A 13,204-nucleotide genomic window follows, 5' to 3' on the forward strand; every position below is an offset into this window, starting at 1 on the left:
GGTTCAGCGGCGGGCGAGAAACGCCCGGAAGCTGCCCGGGGTGGGCAGCAGGAAGGGGGTGGCGCGGCGGTAGTCCTCATAGCCGGACAGCCGGGCGGGAAACACCCAGCCGTCCTCAAACACCACCAGCAGCACGTCCAGGGCGGTGTACGCCGCCGCCGCCCAAAGGGGGAAGCCGCAGCCGCCCCACAGGCACAGGTACGCCCCGGCGAACCACAGCACGCCGGGATGGCGGCACAGGGCGTAGACCCCGCCGGCGCACACGGGCCGGTCCTCCCCGGGATGGGCATAGGAGGCCCCGGCAGGCAGGGCGAAAAACAGGGTGTATACCAGCAAAGCGGCGAAGGCGGCGGCCAGCGTCAGAGCCGCCAGCCGGGGCAGACCCTCCAGGGGAGGACGCCCCCCGGCGCAGCCTGCCGCCGTTCCCGCCAGCAGCAGCAGCGTCCCCAGAGGGAAGCACAGCCGCAGCTCCTTCCGCCGCAGTTTCCAGTCGTTGTAATCGCTGAGAAAAAACAGGGCGAAGGCGCCCAGGCCCGCGGCGGCTACCATGCCCCATTCCTCCTCCCGGCGGGAAAACGGTGACAAAAACCGTTATGTCACCTCATTATGTTCCATTATAATGACTTCTCTGTGAAATTTCAACAAAAATCCGCTGAACGTTTTCCACAAAGTCCGCAAAACCGGGACAGAAACCAGAGCTGGGAAAATGTGGGAATCGCTGCTGGAAAAGGTAGTACCTTTTTGGAAAAACGGGGCGGAAAAAGAGAAAAAAATTCCATTTTTCCGCCGCTTTCCGGGAAATCAGCAGAGAACGGGACCCAAAGGGTCCCGTTCTTCTCAAAGCGGTTCTGCTTCGCCGTTTTTGTGAAAATGGCCGAATACGGCCCGGGCGGCGTCCCGGGGCAGCACCGCCTCCAGCTCCGGCAGGGAGGCGGAGCGGATGGCCTTCAGGCTGCCGAAGCGCTTGCGCAGCAGCTCCCGCCGCCTGGGGCCCACGCCGGGGATGTCGTCCAGGGGGGAGCGGAGGGCGGACTTGCCGTGGCTCTCGTGGTGGTAGGTGATGGCGAAGCGGTGAGTCTCCTCCTGAATCTGGGCGATGAGGGAGAACACCGCCTGCTGCCCGGCGATGCCGATCTCCCGGCCGTCGGGGGTCACCAGGGCCCGGGTGCGGTGGCGGTCGTCCTTCACCATGCCGAAGATGGGGACGTCGCAGCCGAATTCCTCCGCCACCCGCCGCACCGCCTGGGTGTGGGTGACGCCGCCGTCAATGAGGAAGGCGTCCGGCAGGGGCAGGAATTTTTCGTCGCCGTCGGCGGCCCGCTGCAGCCGCCGGCGCAGCACCTCCTGCATGGAGGCGTAGTCGTCGGGGTGACCGCTGAGGTCCTTGATGCGGAATCGCCGGTAGGCGGATTTCAGGGGCTTCACGCCGCTGTACACCACCATGGAGGCCACAATGTCCGACGCGCCGGTGTTGGAGATGTCGAAGGACTCCAGCCGGCGGGGCGGCTGGGGCAGGCCGGTCATCTTCGCCAGCAGCTCCAGGGTGTGGTCCGCCCGCTCCTGGACGGTGGTGGCCCGCTCCGCCTCCTCGGCGGCGTTGCGGCGGGCCATGGCCAGCAGCTCCGCCTTCTCCCCCCGCTGGGGCACGTGGACCCACACCCGGCGGCCCGCCCGGCGGCTCAGGGCCTCGCTCAGGTCCTCGCAGTCGCCGGAGTCGGCGGGCAGCAGAATCTCCCGGGGCAGAATGGCCCGGGGCAGGTAGTACTGGGCGGTGATGGCGGAGAGCATCTCTCCCTCGTCCTCCTCGTTGTGGGTGGCGAACAGCTCCGTCTCCCGGCCGGTGAGCTGGCCCTCCTCCACGTGGAGCACGGCGTAGCAGGCCTTTCCGGCGCCCCGGTAAATGCCCCACACGTCGGTGTCGGCGCAGATGCCGGCGATGACGGTCTGCCGCTTGGACAGGGCGCTGAGGGCGCTGATCCGGTCCCGCAGCACGGCGGCCCGCTCGAAGTGCAGCTCCTCCGCCTCGGCTTCCATCTCGGCGGTCATGTCCCGCAGAAGCTGTTTTCCCTTGCCCTCCAGCACCCGCACCGCCTGCTCCATCCGGCGGCGGTACTCCTCGGCGCTCATGCGGGACTGGCAGAAACCGTCGCACCGGCCCATGTGGTAGTTGAGGCAGGGGCGGTCGGCGTCAATGTCCCGGGGGAACTGGCGGCGGCAGGTGGGCAGCTTCAGGGCGGTGCACACGGCGTCCAGGGCCATGCGGGTCTCCCGGCGGCCGCCGAAGGGGCCGAAGTACCGGGCGCTGTCCTCCGCCGGACGGTTGGCCAGGGAGAACCGGGGGTACTCCTCTTTGGACAGCCGCACGAAGGGGTAGCCCTTGTCGTCCTTCAGCAGAATGTTGTAGCGGGGCATGTGCCGCTTGATGAGGGAGTTCTCCAGAATCAGGGCCTCGAACTCGCTGGAGACGAAAATGGTGTCGAACCGGTCCACCTGGGACACCATGGCCCGGGTCTTGGAGGTGTGGGAGGCGGTGTCCTGAAAGTACTGGCTCACCCGGTTTTTCAGCTTTTTCGCCTTTCCCACATAGATGACCTTCCCGGTCTTGTCCATCATCAGGTACACCCCCGGCAGCAGGGGCAGATCGTTGGCTTTTTCTTTCAGTTCCTCCCGTGTCATGGCGCCGCCTCCTTTGCGGAAAAAAGTGAATGGTGCAGAAAAGGCGGCCCCGCGCATCGCGGGGCCGCCGGGGGAAAGCGGTTTTCGATCCTGTATGGATTATTCGCCGAAGTTCTCCTTCACCAGCTGAGCCAGGGCCTCCACGGCCTCCTTCTCATCAGAGCCGTCGGCAATGAGGGTAATGCCGGTGCCCTTCACGATGCCGAGGGACAGAACGCCCAGCAGGCTCTTGGCGTTGACGCGGCGGTCTTCCTTTTCCACCCAGATGCCGCTCTTGAACTCATTGGCCTTCTGAATGAAAAACGTTGCGGGACGGGCGTGCAGACCGACCTCGTTGTTAACGGTGATCTCCTGAGTATACATGATGCAGCTCTCCTTTTCCTATGCGTTTTTGATCCTTCGCATAATAGGGTCATACTTCCATATTCCTATATTAATCGGTTTTCACAGAACAGTCAACGGCGAATTTCACAAACATTCCGGAAAAAGAACGGCCTGCCGGAGAATTTTTTGGCGATTCCACCGACCAAACTGCAGGAAAAGGATTGCCTGAACCGCGGCAGAAAAGCGATCAGTAATTGGTGGCCTTCACCTGGAAATAGGCCTGGGGATGGGCGCAGACGGGGCACACGGCGGGGGCGTTCTCCGCCAGCTCCACGTGGCCGCAGTTGCGGCAGAACCACAGCACCTTGTCGCCCTTGCGGAACACCTCGCCGTTCTTCAGGTTCTCCAGCAGCTTCAGATAGCGCTCCTCGTGGGTCTTTTCGATCTTGCCGACGCCCTCAAACTGGGCGGCCAGCTGCAGAAAGCCCTCTTCCTCGGCGGTCTTGGCCATCTCGGCGTACATCTGGGTCCATTCCTCGTTCTCGCCGGCGGCGGCAGCAGCCAGGTTCTCGGGGGTGGAGCCGATGCCGTCCAGGGCCTTGAACCACAGCTTGGCGTGCTCCTTCTCATTCAGCGCGGTCTCCTGGAAGATGGCCGCGATCTGCTCGTAGCCCTCTTTCTTGGCCTTGCTGGCATAATAGTCATACTTGTTGCGGGCCTGGGACTCACCGGCAAACGCCTTCCACAGATTGGCCTCCGTCTTGCTTCCTTTCAGTTCCATCACAATGAACTCCTTTCCTTTTGCATTCGGTCTCTGTTTTTCCCACGCGGACAAACATATTTTGCCTGCGGGAAAGAGGCTTCTTCTTCATTCTATCAAAAGACGCCGCATATATGCAAGGTTATTTTTCGGCGCTGGAGAAACATTCCGGGGGTTTTTCCGCCACGGCGGGAGACAATAGGCTTCGGGTATCGCGGAGTTGAGGAACTCCCAAAAAGGAGGAACTGGATTTGAAGAAGATGCTTGCCCTCTTGCTGGCGGCGGCCACGGCGGCCTTCGCGCTGACGGGCTGCGGCTGCACCGCGAGAGACAACAACGCCAACGGCACCGGCAATCCGGCCGCCAACGGCCAGACCAACGGCGGCGTCATGGCCGGCGACAACGGCACCGCCGGCACCGACAACGCCCAGAACGGCACCAATGGCACCAACGGCACCATCAACGGCGCCATCAACGGCAATGACCACAACACCGTCACCGGTGACGTGGGCAGCGCCGTGGGCGATGTGGTGCACGGCGCCGGCGACGCCGTAGGCGACGTGGTGGGCGGCGTGGAGAACGCCGTGGACGACGTGGTGGACGGCAGCCGGAGTGCCGGCGGCACCGGCGACAACGGCGGCACCGGCACCCCCCGCACCGGCACCGCTGCCCGCAGCCGCTGACCGGAAAAATTCCCCTTCGTCTGACAACGAAGGGGAATTTTTTATAGAAATATTACGATTTGTATCGAAGGAAGGCGGATTTCAGAAGGAGACAATCTCCTGAGCCGGCTTCTTCGCCGGGGCGATGTCGATGACGTTCATCACCGGCCCCTCGCCCTTGTAGGCCTTGTGGTACTCCACGCTCATGCGGGCGGTGACCTCCATCCAGTCGTGGTTTTTGTACCGGTCCAGGCCGGGGCCCTTGGCGATGAGGCCCAGGAAGGTGACGTCATTTTCGCAGCACACCATGGCGAAGCGGCCGGGGCAGTCCACGCCGGGGTAGTTCCGGGAGTGGCACATCACCAGCTTCAGGTGCACCGTCTTGCCGGCGTACCGTTCCGGGTGGTCCATCACGTCCACGTACCAGACGCCGAAGTCATCGTCGGGGATGTCGATAATGTCCTGCTCCAGGTCAAAGGGGCACTCGTCGCCGGTGAGGTAGTCCTCGGAGGTGCCGTCCTCGTTCTCCAGATAGATGTCCGCCCGGCGGTTCACCATCCGCAGGTTCCGGCCCCGCAGGGCGGAGCGCAGCTCCTCGTTGCAGCGGTTGAACACCAGCATGTCCGCGTTGGTGACCTTCTCCATCATCAGCTGGCCCATGTTCTTGGCGTAGACCTCGAAGGTCCGGGCGTCCACGAAGGACATGATCTGGTAGAGCACCCAGTTGGCGGGGAGAATGTCCCGGTACAGCGGCTCCAGAGGCCACATGCCGTTGTACTCAATCAGGACCTGTTTGGGGCGGTACTTCTTCTCGCACTCCTTCAGAAACGAGCAGGTCAGCTCCTCCTGCTCCTCCACCGTCACCACGGTGACGTTCCGCAGGGCGGCTTCGTTGTACTCGTTTTCGCCCTCCTCGCAGCACAGCAGCAGAGTCTTTTCCTTTTTGGCGAAGCCGTCCTCCAGAATGCCGTTGATGAAATCGGTTTTTCCGGCGTCCAGAAAGCCGGTTACCAGATAAACAGGAATATCCATGTCAAGTCAAGTTCCTTTACAGAATTACAGGCCGAACAGACCGGGCAGCCGGTCCTCCTTCAGCTCCGCGCCGATGACGCACAGCCGACCGGTGTAGTCGGCGGTGCCGGCACGGACCTCGTGCTCCTCCGGCACGTAGTCAAACTGGAGCCAGCCGCCGTCGGCGCAGGGCAGGATGCCCTTGGCCCGCAGAATGTGGCCGTAGTCGCCGGTGTCCAGCGCCGCCAGAATCTTCTCCACCTCCGCGGCAGAGAAAGCCTTGGGGGTCTCCGCGCCCCAGGAGGTGAACACCTCGTCGGCGTGGTGATGGTGGTGGTCATGGTCATGGCAGCCGCAGGTGCAGTCGGGGCCGTGGTCATGCTCGTGGTCATGGTCATGCTCGTGGTGGTGCTCGTGCTCGTGGTCATGGTCATGATCGTGGTGGTGCTCGTGGTCGTGCTCGTGGTCATGGTCATGGTCATGATCGTGGTCATGATCGTGGTCATGATCGTGGTGATGCTCATGCTCATCATCGTGGTCATGGTGGTGATGGTGCTCGTGCTCCAGCACGTCCGCCTCATGCTCCGCCCGGATTTTGGCCAGCAGCTCCTCCTCCAGGGAGGTCTTCTCCATGGCGGCCAGAATGGCGGCGCCGGACAGCTGGTCCCAGGGGGTGGTGAGAATGGCGGCGCCGGGGTTCTTCTCCCGCAGCATGGCCACGGCGGCCTCCAGCTTCTCGGCGGTCAGCTTCTGGGTGCGGGACAGGATGATGGCGCCGGCGGTTTCCACCTGGTTGTTGTAGAACTCGCCGAAGTTCTTCGTGTAGACCTTCACCTTGGTGGCGTCCGCCACGGTGACGAAGCTGTTGAGGACCATCTCCGGGTTTTCGGGGATGACCTTCTCCACGGCGGCGATGACGTCGGACAGCTTGCCCACTCCGGAGGGTTCGATGAGGATGCGGTCGGGGTGGAACTGGTGCTGCACGTCCTGGAGGGCTTTGCCGAAATCGCCCACCAGGGAGCAGCAGATGCACCCGGAGGACATTTCGGAGATCTGGACGCCGGAGTCCTTCAGGAAGCCGCCGTCGATGCTGATCTCGCCGAACTCGTTTTCGATGAGCACCAGCTTCTCGCCCTGGAAGGCCTCCGCCAGCAGCTTTTTGATGAGGGTGGTTTTTCCGGCGCCCAGGAAGCCGGAGATGATGTCAATTTTTGTCATGGTATCAGATCCTTTGTTACAAAGATGGGGCCTCCCGTTGGACGGGAGGCCCGGTTCAACGCACCTATCATACCATTTCCCGGCAAAAAAGCAACTCTATCCGGAAGAAATTCACCGTTTTGTTAAAATTCCGGCCCGCCGCCGTTCCGCGTCCACCGTGGGCTGGAAGGCCCGGGCGTCCCGGGCCGCCTCGCCGGAGAGCAGCAGCAGGCACAGCAGGTTGGGCAGGGCCATCAGGGCGTTGCACACGTCGGACAGCCCCCACACCAGCTCCAGCTGCTGGGCGGCTCCCAGATACACCACCGCCGCGAACACCGCCCGGTAGACGGGGCAGGCGGCGCTGCCCAGCAGGTATTCCGCCGCCTTCTCCCCGATGTACTCCCAGCCCAGCAGGGTGGCGAAGGCGAACAGGGCAATGCTGACGGCCACCAGTACCGCGCCGGACTCCCCCAGCACGGAGCGGAAGCACAGAATGGTCAGGGCCGCCCCGTCGGCCCCGGTGTGTCCCAGAGCGCCGGAGCAGCAGATCACCAGCCCCGTCAGGGTGCAGATGACGGTGGTGTCCAGCACCACGCCGGTCATGTGGATGTACCCCTGGCGCACCGGGTGGTCGGTGATGGCCGCGGCGGCGGAGACGGCGGAGGACCCCATGCCCGCCTCGTTGGAAAAGCAGCCCCGGGCGATGCCGTACCGGGCGGAGCGCAGCAGGCAGGACACCGTAGAGCCGGTGACGCCTCCTGCCGCCGCGGCGGGAGAGAAGGCCAGACGGAACATCTCCGCCACAGCCTCCGGCAGGGCGCCCCAGCGGCACACCAGCACCGCCAGCCCCGCCGCCATGTACAGCGCCGCCATCACCGGCACCACCACGGAGGAAACCCGGGAGATGCTGCGGATGCCCCCCAGGATCACCAGCACCACCAGCGCCGCCGTCACAGCCCCCGTCTTTTCCGGCGCCAGGCCGAACACGTCCCACAGGGCGTCGGCCATGGAGTGGGACTGGGTCATGTTGCCCACGCCGAAGGAGGCCAGCACCGTGAACAGGGCGAACAGCCACGCCAGCGCCCGGCCCAGCCGCCGGGGCCGCAGCGCCCGGGCCATGACGTACATGGGTCCGCCGGCCATTTCGCCCCGGCGGTTCACCGTCCGGTATTTCACCGCCAGCATGCACTCGGCGAACTTGGAGGACACCCCCAGCAGGGCGGACAGCTCCATCCACACCAGGGCGCCGGGGCCGCCGGCGGTGAGGGCCGTGGCCACCCCCACAATGTTGCCGGTGCCGATGGTGGCGGCCAGGGTGGTCATCAGGGCGGAGAAGGGGGACACGTCCCCCGTTCCGCCCTCCGGCCGCCGCAGCAGACAGCGGAAGCCGTAGGGCAGGTTCCGCCACGGCAGGAAGCCGGTGCGGAGGGTGAGATACGCGCCGGTGCCTGTCAGCAGCACCAGCATGGCCGGACCCCACGCCGCGTCGTTGAGACGGCGGATCCAATCAGCGAATGCCAGGGGGATCATCTCCTCTGCGCCCCGGCGGCGCCGGGGAAGCTGAGCGCCGGAGGGCGCCTGTCACCAGCATATCCGCCGGCAGGGGAGAACATGACAGAAACCTTCCCGCCCTTTGCCGCGGACCGGGAGGCGGCAGCGGGCGGGAAGGTCCCTTTGCCCGGCGGGCCTGTCAGGACTCCATGTGCCGCCCCAGGAAGGCGGAGATGGTCTGCACCAGCTTGTACTCCGTCTCCCCGGTGACAGGCAGCGGGTCCTGGGCCACCATGAGCACGGCCCCCAGCAGGTCCCCCTCCGACAGAATGGGGGCAGCCAGCACCGCCAGCAGCTTCCCGTCCTCCGCCACCGGGATGCCGGGCATGCCCTCCTGGCGCTGGTAGATTTTCCGGCTGTCCAGGGCCTGCTCCAGCTCCGGGGTGATGCGCTTGCCCAGCAGCTCCCGCCGTCCGCCGCCGGCCACCGCCACCACCGTGTCCCGGTCGGTGACGGCGCAGATGAAGCCGGTGCTCTTGCTCAGCGTCTCGCAGATCTGGGCGGCGAATTCCTCCACGCCGCCCATCAGGGAGTACTTTTTGAAAATCACCTCGCCCTCCCGGCTGGTGTAGATCTCCAGGGGGTCCCCCTCCCGGATGCGCATGGTGCGCCGGATCTCCTTGGGAATGACCACCCGGCCCAGATCGTCGATGCGCCGCACGATTCCAGTTGCTTTCATGTTGCTATCCTCTCCAAATCCAGTTTCGCATCCCTGCCGGGCCGCGGACTCCGCGCCGGCATGGATTTCTGTTTGCTCCATTATTATCCGCAATTCCCTGCCGGATATGCGGAGGAAAAACCGGCGGCAGCCACCGAAAAACAGGAACCGCCGCGGAAAAACCTGAAAAAGAGATTGAGATTCCCGTGGCAGGTGTGGTAGAATAACTGGAAAACATATGTTCCAAAACGAACAAACACTGGAACCTGTAAATGAGGAATGTTCATGAGAGTCAAGATCACTGCCGATTCCACCTGCGACCTCTCCAGGGAACTGCTGGAGGAGAAACACATCACCGTGATGCCCCTGCACGTGCTGCTGGGGGAGGAGGTGCTGGAGGACGGCGTCACCTGCACGCCGGAGAAGATCTTCCGGTACGTGAAGGAGACCGGCGGCACCTATAACTCCGCCGCCGCCAACCCCATGGAGTACTATGAGTTCTTCACCCCCTTCGCCCGGGACTATGACGCCGTGATCCACATCTCCGTGGGCGCCGGCTTCTCCTCCTGCTGCCAGAACGCCCGTCTGGCGGCGGCGGACCTGCCCAACGTCACCGTGGTGGACAGCCGCAACGTCTGCACCGGCCAGGGGTATCTGGTGCTGCGGGCGGCGGACATGGCGGCCGCCGGCGCCGGCCCGGAGGAGATTCTCGCCGAGGTGGAGGACTTGGCGGGCCGGGTGGAGCTGAGCTTCGTGCTGGACCGGCTGGACTATCTGTCCAAAAGCGGCCGGTGCCCCACCATCCTGGCCTTCGGCAGCAACCTGCTGAAAATCCGCCCCTGCGTGGAGTGCATCGACGGGGAACTGAAGGTGGGCCGGAAGTACCGGGGCCCCACGGTGAAGTGCGTGGCTCAGTACGTGAAGGAGCGGCTGGCGGACCGGACGGACCTGGACCGGGACCTGATCATCATCTCCTCCTGCATGCCCCTGGAGGGCTGCGTGGAGGCGGAGCGGCAGGCCATCGCCGAATACGGTCCCTTCCGCCGGTGCTATGAGACGGCCATCGGCAGCACCATCGGCAGCCACTGCGGCCCCGGCACCATCGGCGTGGTGGTGGCCCGGAAGGCGGCGGAAAAAGAGACATGAATCCCCGGAGGGACGCGCGGCAGCCGCGCGTCCCTCCGGCTGCTTTTGGCGCAAAAGGAAACCTGCCCCGGAACTGGATGATATTACCAGGCCTGGCCGGGGCCGGTTTTCGCCATTTCCTATGGCCTGCACAGGTAAAATTTGTGCAAATCGTTGGTGCGGATTCCCGAAAAATCGTTAAAACTTTACGGAAAATAGCAAATTGCACCAAAAGCGGTGGGAGAATTTGACAGTTGGCGTCCTTGACGCTATTTTGGGAAAACGGTATAATAGACCTAACCACAGGCAGATGGGCGGATGAGACATATCCGCCGGAGCTGCCGGAGAGGAGCGTTTATGGCTGAAAAAGGACAGGCAGCCCGGTTTCACAGCGGCGAGCTGACTGACGGTTGGCGCTGGTTCGGCGCCCACCCCAAAACCGTGGACGGTCAGGAGGGCTGGGAGTTCCGCGTATGGGCCCCCCGCGCCAGAGCCGTGGCGGTGGCGGGAGACTTCAACCAGTGGAACGAGGAGAGCCACCCCCTGACCCGGAACGGGCAGGTCTGGGAGGGCTTCATCCCCGGGCTTTCCCGGTTTGAGACGTATAAATATGTGGTGACGCAGGCGGACGGCCGCCGGGTGAGCAAGGCGGACCCCTATGCCTTCCACGCGGAGACCCGGCCCGGCACCGCCAGCAAGCTGTATGACATCTCCGGGTTCCCCTGGAGCGACGGGGACTTCCGGAAGAGCCGGGGCGGCCACCCGGTGTACTCCTCCCCCCTGAACATCTACGAGGTCCATCTGGGCTCGTGGAAAAAGCGGGCGGACGGAAGCTTTTACAACTACAAGGAGCTGGCCGTGGAGCTGGCGGCCTACGTGAAGGAGCTGGGCTTCAACGCCGTGGAGCTGCTGCCGGTGACGGAGTACCCCCTGGACGATTCCTGGGGCTATCAGTGCACCGGCTACTTCGCCCCCACCGCCCGGTACGGCACGCCGGAGGAATTCCAGTGGTTCGTGAACCACTTCCATGAGCAGGGCATCTCCGTGATTCTGGACTGGGTGCCCGCCCACTTCTGCAAGGACATTCAGGGCCTGGCCACCTTCGACGGCACCTGCTGCTACGAGTACAGCGACCCCAACAAGCGGGAGAACAAGGGCTGGGGCACCTGGGTGTTTGACTACGGAAAGCCGGAGGTCATCAGCTTCCTGTATTCCTCCGCCCGGTTCTGGCTGGAGGAGTACCACATTGACGGACTGCGGGTGGACGCCGTAGCGTCCATGCTGTATCTGGACTACGGCCGGGACGGCCAGCCCTGGACCCCCAACATCCACGGCGGCCGGGAGAATCTGGAGGCCATCGAATTTCTGCGGGGCCTGAACAAAATGGCCTTCGGGGTGAACCCCGACGTGCTGATGATCGCGGAGGAGTCCACCGCCTGGCCCATGGTGTCCAAGCCCGTTGAGATGGGCGGCCTGGGCTTCAACCTGAAGTGGAACATGGGCTGGATGAATGACATGTGCCACTACCTGAAGATGGACCCCTGGTTCCGCCAGGACCATCACAAGGACATCACCTTCTCCATGATGTACGCCTTTTCGGAGAATTTCGTGCTGCCCATCTCCCACGACGAGGTGGTCCATATGAAAGGCTCCGTGGTGGGAAAGATGCCCGGCGACTTCAAAAACCAGCAGCGGTGCCTCCGGGGCTTTTACGCCTACCTGCTGGCCCACCCCGGCAAGAAGCTGCTGTTCATGGGCGCGGAGATCGGCCAGTGGCACGAGTGGGACTTCCAGGGCCAGCTGGACTGGTACCTGCTGGACCAGAACGAGATCAACCGCCAGACGCTGCACTTTTTCAAGAAGGCCAACGCCTTCTACAACGCCCAGCCCGCCCTGTGGGAGATCGACTTCGACTGGGCCGGCTTTGAGTGGCTGGTGCCGGATGACAACCACAACAACGTGGTGGTGTTCCTCCGGAAGGACAAGGCGGGGAAGGACCTGCTGTGCGCGGTGAACTTCTCCCCCAACGCCTATGCCGGATACCGGGTGGGCGTCCCGGACCACAGACAGTATGTGCCGGTGTTTAACACCGACGCGCCGGAATTCGGCGGCGGAGGCTTCGGCGACGCCAGACCGGTCCCGGTACATAAACAGTCCTCCCACGGACGGGAGTTCTCCGTGGACCTGCAGATTCCGCCCTTCGGCGCGGTGTTCCTGCGGGGCGCGGGAACCTACCCCAAGCGGGCGGCAAAAGGCGGAAGCGCGAAAAAGAAAACCGCGGCGGGCGCTTCCGGACCCAAGCGGCGGAAAGTAAAGTAAGGAGAAGGTTGTATGAAAAAAGAATGTATCGCCATGCTGCTGGCCGGCGGACAGGGCAGCCGCCTGTACGTCCTTACCAGCGATATGGCGAAACCGGCGGTCCCCTTCGGCGGCAAGTATCGCATCATTGACTTCCCCCTGTCCAACTGCACCAACTCCGGCATCGACACCGTGGGCGTGCTGACCCAGTACCGCCCCCTGGAACTGAACAGTTACATCGGCAGCGGCCAGCCCTGGGATCTGGATGCCTCCACCGGCGGCGTCCACATCCTGCCCCCCTATCAGGGCAGCAAGGGCGGCACCTGGTACAAGGGCACCGCCAACGCCATCTACCAGAATATCGGCTTCATCGACCTGTATGACCCCGAGTACGTGGTGATCCTCTCCGGTGACCACATTTATAAGATGGACTACTCCAAGATGGTCAAGCGCCACGAGGAGGCAAACGCCGCCTGCACCATCTCCGTCATGGAGGTGCCATGGGCGGAGGCCTCCCGCTTCGGCATCATGGCCGTGGACGGCGAGGACATGATCACCGAGTTCGCCGAAAAGCCCAAGGAGCCCAAGAGCAACCTGGCTTCCATGGGCATCTACGTGTTCTCCTGGCAGGCCCTGCGGAAGTACCTGACCGAGGATGAGGCCAATCCCGACTCCGAAAACGACTTCGGCAAGAACGTCATCCCCGCCATGCTGAATAACGGCGAGCGGATGGCCGCCTATCGGTTCGACGGCTACTGGAAGGACGTGGGCACCCTGGTCTCCCTGTGGGACGCCAACATGGACATGCTCTCTCCCGAGTCCGGCCTGGACCTGACGGATGAGTCCTGGCCGATCTATGCACGGTCCGTCAACGCGCCGCCCTCCTTCCTGGGGCGGAATGCCAAGGTGACCCACAGCGCGCTTAACCGCGGCAGCACCATT

12 protein-coding genes are annotated in these 13,204 nt (G+C 63.8%); 4 read left to right on the forward strand and 8 right to left on the reverse strand.

The window, feature by feature from the left end; all coding sequences use genetic code 11:
• Positions 1-3: 3 nt before the first annotated feature.
• The 4 genes from SOX55_RS03765 to rbr all read right to left on the reverse strand — a co-directional run bounded on the left by SOX55_RS03765 (position 4) and on the right by rbr (position 3,781).
• Positions 4-549 (reverse strand): hypothetical protein, encoded by a 546-nt coding sequence (locus tag SOX55_RS03765; protein WP_325286102.1) that lies wholly within the window; start codon positions 547-549, stop codon positions 4-6.
• A 288-nt stretch (positions 550-837) separates the two neighbouring features.
• Positions 838-2,676, reverse strand: a complete 1,839-nt coding sequence (uvrC, locus tag SOX55_RS03770; protein WP_325286103.1) for an excinuclease ABC subunit UvrC — start codon at positions 2,674-2,676, stop codon at positions 838-840.
• A 99-nt stretch (positions 2,677-2,775) separates the two neighbouring features.
• Entirely contained in the window at positions 2,776-3,039 is a 264-nt protein-coding gene (locus tag SOX55_RS03775) for an HPr family phosphocarrier protein (RefSeq protein WP_325286104.1), read from the reverse strand.
• 208 nt (positions 3,040-3,247) lie between these two features.
• Entirely contained in the window at positions 3,248-3,781 is a 534-nt protein-coding gene (rbr, locus tag SOX55_RS03780; RefSeq protein ID WP_325286105.1) for a rubrerythrin, read from the reverse strand.
• Positions 3,782-4,011: 230 nt separating this feature from the next.
• Between rbr and SOX55_RS03785 the strand changes: the two genes are divergently transcribed.
• Positions 4,012-4,443 carry a hypothetical protein gene (locus SOX55_RS03785; RefSeq protein ID WP_325286106.1) on the forward strand — a complete coding sequence of 144 codons (432 nt, stop codon included), beginning with the start codon at positions 4,012-4,014 and terminating at the stop codon, positions 4,441-4,443.
• An 81-nt stretch (positions 4,444-4,524) separates the two neighbouring features.
• On the opposite strand, the gene SOX55_RS03790 is transcribed toward SOX55_RS03785, so the two are convergent.
• The 4 genes from SOX55_RS03790 to SOX55_RS03805 form a co-directional block, all read right to left on the reverse strand.
• Positions 4,525-5,454, reverse strand: a complete 930-nt coding sequence (locus SOX55_RS03790) for a TIGR03943 family putative permease subunit (RefSeq protein WP_325286107.1) — start codon at positions 5,452-5,454, stop codon at positions 4,525-4,527.
• Positions 5,455-5,478: 24 nt separating this feature from the next.
• Positions 5,479-6,651, reverse strand: a complete 1,173-nt coding sequence (locus tag SOX55_RS03795) for a CobW family GTP-binding protein (RefSeq protein WP_325286108.1) — start codon at positions 6,649-6,651, stop codon at positions 5,479-5,481.
• A 111-nt stretch (positions 6,652-6,762) separates the two neighbouring features.
• Entirely contained in the window at positions 6,763-8,160 is a 1,398-nt protein-coding gene (locus tag SOX55_RS03800) for an alanine/glycine:cation symporter family protein (RefSeq protein ID WP_325286109.1), read from the reverse strand.
• Between the two features lie 160 nt (positions 8,161-8,320).
• Positions 8,321-8,860, reverse strand: coding sequence for a stage V sporulation T C-terminal domain-containing protein (locus tag SOX55_RS03805; RefSeq protein ID WP_325286110.1), 540 nt, complete (start codon positions 8,858-8,860; stop codon positions 8,321-8,323).
• 264 nt (positions 8,861-9,124) lie between these two features.
• On the opposite strand from SOX55_RS03805, the gene SOX55_RS03810 reads away from it, so the two are divergent.
• From SOX55_RS03810 to SOX55_RS03820, 3 genes are all read left to right on the forward strand, one after another.
• Positions 9,125-9,985: a DegV family protein gene (locus SOX55_RS03810; protein WP_325286111.1), complete on the forward strand. Its 861-nt coding sequence runs from the start codon at positions 9,125-9,127 to the stop codon at positions 9,983-9,985.
• 336 nt (positions 9,986-10,321) lie between these two features.
• Positions 10,322-12,283 (forward strand): 1,4-alpha-glucan branching protein GlgB, encoded by a 1,962-nt coding sequence (gene glgB, locus SOX55_RS03815; RefSeq protein ID WP_325286112.1) that lies wholly within the window; start codon positions 10,322-10,324, stop codon positions 12,281-12,283.
• A 12-nt stretch (positions 12,284-12,295) separates the two neighbouring features.
• The coding region (locus SOX55_RS03820; RefSeq protein WP_325286113.1) for a glucose-1-phosphate adenylyltransferase at positions 12,296-13,204 on the forward strand (909 nt) is incomplete at its 3' end.

The sequence above is a fragment of the Dysosmobacter sp. genome, from assembly GCF_034093755.1.
Lineage (GTDB): Bacteria > Bacillota > Clostridia > Oscillospirales > Oscillospiraceae > Oscillibacter.

Coding starts and splice junctions, on each gene's coding strand:
- SOX55_RS03765 (WP_325286102.1), bottom strand. CDS start 549: ATGGTAGCCGCCGCGGGCCTGGGCGCCTTCGCCCTGTTTTTTCTCAGC.
- uvrC (WP_325286103.1), bottom strand. CDS start 2,676: ATGACACGGGAGGAACTGAAAGAAAAAGCCAACGATCTGCCCCTGCTG.
- SOX55_RS03775 (WP_325286104.1), bottom strand. CDS start 3,039: ATGTATACTCAGGAGATCACCGTTAACAACGAGGTCGGTCTGCACGCC.
- rbr (WP_325286105.1), bottom strand. CDS start 3,781: ATGGAACTGAAAGGAAGCAAGACGGAGGCCAATCTGTGGAAGGCGTTT.
- SOX55_RS03790 (WP_325286107.1), bottom strand. CDS start 5,454: ATGGATATTCCTGTTTATCTGGTAACCGGCTTTCTGGACGCCGGAAAA.
- SOX55_RS03795 (WP_325286108.1), bottom strand. CDS start 6,651: ATGACAAAAATTGACATCATCTCCGGCTTCCTGGGCGCCGGAAAAACC.
- SOX55_RS03800 (WP_325286109.1), bottom strand. CDS start 8,160: ATGATCCCCCTGGCATTCGCTGATTGGATCCGCCGTCTCAACGACGCG.
- SOX55_RS03805 (WP_325286110.1), bottom strand. CDS start 8,860: ATGAAAGCAACTGGAATCGTGCGGCGCATCGACGATCTGGGCCGGGTG.
- SOX55_RS03810 (WP_325286111.1), top strand. CDS start 9,125: ATGAGAGTCAAGATCACTGCCGATTCCACCTGCGACCTCTCCAGGGAA.
- glgB (WP_325286112.1), top strand. CDS start 10,322: ATGGCTGAAAAAGGACAGGCAGCCCGGTTTCACAGCGGCGAGCTGACT.